At 69.2% G+C, this 3,592-nt stretch carries 4 protein-coding genes; 3 read left to right on the top strand and 1 reads right to left on the bottom strand.

What is annotated here, in order from left to right:
* On the top strand, positions 1-234 hold a 234-nt coding region (locus tag ABKA17_RS47850; protein ID WP_353698784.1), incomplete at its 5' end, for an adenosylhomocysteinase.
* Positions 235-430: 196 nt separating this feature from the next.
* Positions 431-1,045, top strand: a complete 615-nt coding sequence (locus tag ABKA17_RS47855) for a hypothetical protein (protein ID WP_353698785.1) — start codon at positions 431-433, stop codon at positions 1,043-1,045.
* Positions 1,046-1,075: 30 nt separating this feature from the next.
* Here the strand turns inward: ABKA17_RS47855 and ABKA17_RS47860 are convergent, their stop codons facing one another.
* Positions 1,076-2,068 carry an RDD family protein gene (locus ABKA17_RS47860; RefSeq protein ID WP_353698786.1) on the bottom strand — a complete coding sequence of 331 codons (993 nt, stop codon included), beginning with the start codon at positions 2,066-2,068 and terminating at the stop codon, positions 1,076-1,078.
* Positions 2,069-2,198: 130 nt separating this feature from the next.
* On the opposite strand from ABKA17_RS47860, the gene ABKA17_RS47865 reads away from it, so the two are divergent.
* Entirely contained in the window at positions 2,199-3,206 is a 1,008-nt protein-coding gene (locus tag ABKA17_RS47865; RefSeq protein ID WP_353698787.1) for a stage II sporulation protein M, read from the top strand.
* The last annotated feature ends 386 nt before the right edge of the window (positions 3,207-3,592 follow it).

Genomic DNA, 3,592 nt, shown 5'->3' on the forward strand with positions numbered 1-3,592 from the left:
TTCGTGATGTCCAACTCCTTCGCGGACCAGACGCTGGCCCAGATCGAGCTGTTCACCAAGCAGGCCGAGTACCCGATCGGCGTCTACACGCTGCCCAAGCACCTCGACGAGAAGGTCGCCCGACTGCACCTGGACGCGCTCGGCGTGAAGCTCACGACGCTCCGCCCCGAGCAGGCCTCGTACATCGGTGTCGAGGTCGAGGGCCCGTACAAGCCGGACCACTACCGCTACTGAGCACCGGGCTCAGCCACCGCTGAGCACCGACTCCAGCCTGTGATGAGCGCGCCGGTGCGCTGACGCGCTCATCACCAGCAGGTCCTCCGAGGCAGGCCCCCGCACCCCCGTGCCGGGGGCCTGCCCCTTTGGCCGCTGTGGCCCGACCAGTCCGCGCCGTCACGCCCGGACCAGCCCGTCAAGACCCAGGACGCCCATGCCCCGCGGCCGTTATTCGCTCCACGATCCGCACGATCACACCCCCCTCGCAGAAGAGCACTTCCACTGCGCCCCCGGTCCCTCCGGCTGGCGCTATGTCGCCCAGCTGACCACCCCCGCGGGCGACCACTCCGGCTCGGTCGACCTGGCCCTCGACGAACTCGGCCGCCCCATCCGCCTCGAACTCCACGCCGCGGGCTGGCAGGTACGCGGCGCCGCCCTCGACGGGGTCACCTGGGTCCGCACGGACCCCACCGGGGTTCACGCCACGGAAGGCAACGTCCGCGCCCACGCCTTCACCGGCACATCCCCCGCATTCCTCATCGCCACCACCCGTCTCCTACGCCTCACCCCTTCCACCTCAGCCACCCGCGTACGACTCGTCGCGTTCACGGACCCGGTCCTCGCCCCGCGCACCGTGGACCAGTCCTGGGCGCTGATGAAAAGCGAAGCACACGCCACTGACAACGGCCCCCTGACCGTGGACGAATACCAGGTCACAGCCCTGGACACGGGCGAGCAGCACACCGTGCACATCGCCGGGGACGTCGTCCTCTCGGCCCCCGGCATCGAGTTGGAGGACCTCGAATCACCGCCGTCCGCGTTCACGTGAACGGAGCTGAGGCGACGAGGCCGACACGGCCTAGGCAGGTGGGGCGAATCCGGTGCCAGAACGCTCGGACGATGACGTCTCGGGCGGCGCAACGGGCGCCACAACGGGTGGCTCGGCGGCGGGGGAGGGAGGCTGAGTCGCCGCAGCGGAGTCATAGGCAGAAGGCTGAGCGGTCGGAACCGCCACCGGCGGAACCGCGGCCGACGGAACCTGCTGAGCAAGCGGCGTCGCGTACACCCCCGCCGCACCGGCCGCAGGCTCAACCCCGGCAGGCGCCCCGCTGAAGGCGCGGCGGACCTCCCGGGCCTGCCGTTCCTGCACCACCGCCGCCAGATACGCCGCCGACGGAACCCCCGGCGGCGCCGGCGTCCCCGTACGCGCCGCGAGGTCGGCGGCGAGCCGCTCGGCCATCGACCGGCCGACCTGCGGATCGAGCTGCTGCATACGCGCGAGGTACTGCCGGATGGCGAGCCACAGACCGTCCGGAACGGCCGACAGATCCAACCCTGAGAAACGCCCGGCCAACCAGGGCGGCGGCGGAGGCAGGAATCCCGTGTGCGACACCGGCACCCTTTCCCGCACGACCAGAGTTCCGGCGAACACGTCCCCCAGCCGCCGTCCCCGCGCCGACACCAGGGACGCGATACAGGCGACGACCCCGAATGTCAGCAGGATCTCGATGACACCGATCCCACCCCGCACCAGAGCATGCCGGAACCGGATCGGCCCACCGTCGTCCCGCACCACCCGCAGCCCACAGGCCATCTTCCCGAGCGAGCGACCATGGCTGAGCGTCTCGACCGCGATGGGACCGCCCACCATGACCAGCACGAACGCCGCGAGAGACACCGCGAACTGGGCCGCCTCGTCCAGGGAAGCGGTGGAAGCCACCAAGGCGATGGTCACCAGCACATAGACGATCACGCCCACCAACAGATCGAGCAGCACGGCCAGCGCCCTGCTCGGCAGCCGCGCCGGACGCAGTTCCAGCGCCACCGCCTCGCCCGTCACCAGCTCACTCACGCCCGCCGCCCTTCCCCTGACCCACCCTGAGAACGGTCAGTCTGCCAAGCTGAGGGCGCATCGCGCCGCAGTACGACAAGCTGACCCCCACGACGAGTCGCCGACGAACAGCCGAGGAGCAGCCGAACCGATGGACCTCGACGTCTTCGTCTCCGCTCACCGAGCGGAGTGGGACCGCCTGGACGCCCTGCTCCGACGCCAGCGAAGGCTCACCGGCGCCGAAGCCGACGAACTCGTCGCTCTCTACCAACGTACGGCCACCCACCTCTCGCTGATCCAGTCCAGCGCCCCCGACCCGCAGCTCACCGGCCGACTCAGCCAACTCGTGGCACGCGCGCGTAGCGCCGTGACAGGCACCCGCCGCGCCTCCTGGCGCGACGTCACCCACTTCCTGGCGCACGGCTTCCCCGCGGCGGTCTACAGAGCCCGTCACTGGTGGGTTCCCACCGCGCTGATCTCCACAGCGGTGGCAGCCCTCCTGGGCTGGTGGATTGGCACCCACCCGGAGATACAGGCCACCATCGCGGCCCCGAGCGAACTGCGCGAGCTCACCCGCCCCGGCGGACAGTACGAGTCGTACTACTCGAGCCACCCCGCGGCCTCCTTCGCCGCCCAGGTCTGGACGAACAACGCGTGGGCCGCCGCACAATGCCTCATCCTCGGTGTCTTCCTCGGCCTCCCGGTCCTCTGGATCCTCTTCCAGAACATGCTCAACCTCGGCGTCGGCTTCGGCCTGATGTCCTCAGCCGGCCGCCTCGACACGTTCCTCGGTCTCGTCCTGCCTCACGGCCTGCTGGAGCTCACCGCGGTGTTCGTCGCCGCGGGCACAGGCATGCGCCTCGGCTGGACCGTCATCGACCCGGGCCCACGCACGCGACGAGCAGCCCTCGCGGAGGAAGGTCGAGCGGCCATCGGCATGGCGATCGGCCTCGCCCTGATCGTCTTCGTCTCCGGCGCCATCGAAGGCTTCGTCACCCCCTCCGGCCTGCCCACCTGGGCGCGCATCAGCATCGGAGTCATCGCCGAAGTGGCCTTCCTTGCCTACGTCTATGTCCTGGGCGGGCGCGCCGCTCGCGCCGGACACACGGGTGATGTGGACGCGGCCGAACGCAGCGCCGCCGTCCCGATGGCCGCCTGATGTGCGTACGGGGCTGCTGAGCTGCTAGTGTCCTCCTCACCCCGCAAGAGCCGTTGACACGGCGAGAGCGGGGAGGTAGATTCGAACAGTTGCCTGGAACTGGATCTGATCCGGTCGGCGACAGTGAGTGTCTGTCTGCTTCTCGAAACGCGAAATCGATTTCGAAGAAGCCCCTCCCGATGAATCGGAAACGAGCGGCCGGTCAGTCCGGCCTGAAACTTCTGATAAAGTCGGAGCCGCCGGAAAGGGAAACGCGAAAGCGGGAACCTGGAAAGCACCGAGGAAATCGGAACCGGAAACGGTCTGATAGAGTCGGAAACGCAAGACCGAAGGGAAAAGCCCGGAGGAAAGCCCGAGAGGGTGAGTACAAAGGAAGCGTCCGTTCC

Origin of the sequence: Streptomyces sp. RG80 (genome assembly GCF_040446465.1) — a bacterium.
Lineage (GTDB): Bacteria > Actinomycetota > Actinomycetes > Streptomycetales > Streptomycetaceae > Streptomyces.

Excerpts from the sequence above, each read along its gene's own strand:
- ABKA17_RS47855 (WP_353698785.1), top strand. The coding sequence starts at position 431 with ATGCCCCGCGGCCGTTATTCGCTCCACGATCCGCACGATCACACCCCC.
- ABKA17_RS47865 (WP_353698787.1), top strand. The coding sequence starts at position 2,199 with ATGGACCTCGACGTCTTCGTCTCCGCTCACCGAGCGGAGTGGGACCGC.